Here is a 1,099-nt window from a genome sequence, read left to right on the forward strand (position 1 = left end):
GCGCGGACGACCGTTCGGCTCTAGGTCTTTTCGATCGCTCTGTAGCAAGGATCTCCGCGCCGGTTTCTCCCTGATCCGCCCGAACAGTTGATCGAGTTGGCGCTCGCACTGATAAGACTGGGCAAGCGGGGGGAGCTCTCGGCCCTGTCAGCCTAGCGGAGTTGCCCCATGTTTGGGATTGGGATCGATGTCAGTGGTGAGAATCTGGATGTGGCCGTCCATGAACAGGCCTTCCGTCAGTTCAAGAACAACAAGCGGGGCTGGTCCAGCCTGATCAAATGGTTGCAGCAGTGGCCAGCCAAGCAGGTTGTGCTGGAGGCCAGCGGCGGCTACGAACAGAAGGCGCTGGACGCACTGCATGGAGCTGGCCTGCCGATGGTGCGGATCAATTCTGGCCGCGGCCGCAGCTTTGCCTCGGCCATCGGAAAGCTGGCCAAGACCGACCGCATGGATGCCATTGTTCTGGCGCACATGGCCGACGCTCTCAAGCTGACCCGTTACGTACCACCTGCCGATTGGCAGCGCCGTATGGGGGAGCTCTGCCAGCGGCGGCGCCACCTGGTCCAGATGCGGGTGAGCGAGCATCAGCGCATGCGCGCGTTCAGCGAACCCTGCCTGATTTCCATGCTGAATCAGCACCTGTGCGAGATCCAGAAAAGCATCAGGCAACTCGACGCCACCATCGCAGCACTCCTGGCCGAACAGCAGGGATGGCGTGACTTTGCCAAGCTCAAAGGCGCCGGCCCAGTACTGATGGCGACCTTGGCCTGTGAGCTGCCGGAGCTGGGCAAGCTCAGCGGGAAAGCCATCTCGGCCTTGGTAGGGGTTGCCCCCATGAACCGCGAAAGCGGAACCTGGAAAGGGCGACGATGCATCACCGGAGGCCGCGCCATTGTACGCGAAGCACTCTACATGGCGGCGCTGACCGCCAAACGCTATGAGCCCAGGCTCAAGGAATTCTTCGAATCCCTCGTCAACCAGGGCAAGCCGGGCAAGGTGGCTTTAGTCGCGGTAATGCGCAAGATGCTGGTGATCCTCAACGCCCGCAAACGGGATGCGGAGGCCCAGATGGCCTCCGCCTGACAAGACAGTTGCTACA

Annotated in this window: 1 protein-coding gene; it reads left to right on the forward strand. The window is 61.7% G+C overall.

Annotation, left to right across the window (positions count from 1 at the left end; genetic code table 11):
- The first annotated feature begins 168 nt into the window (after positions 1-168).
- Positions 169-1,083 (forward strand): IS110 family RNA-guided transposase, encoded by a 915-nt coding sequence (locus EKL94_RS22135; RefSeq protein WP_126930650.1) that lies wholly within the window; start codon positions 169-171, stop codon positions 1,081-1,083.
- Positions 1,084-1,099 lie beyond the last annotated feature (16 nt).

Source organism: Stenotrophomonas maltophilia (genome assembly GCF_003970865.1).
GTDB classification, from domain to species: Bacteria; Pseudomonadota; Gammaproteobacteria; order Xanthomonadales; family Xanthomonadaceae; genus Stenotrophomonas; species Stenotrophomonas maltophilia_AR.

Excerpts from the sequence above, each read along its gene's own strand:
- EKL94_RS22135 (WP_126930650.1), top strand. The coding sequence starts at position 169 with ATGTTTGGGATTGGGATCGATGTCAGTGGTGAGAATCTGGATGTGGCC.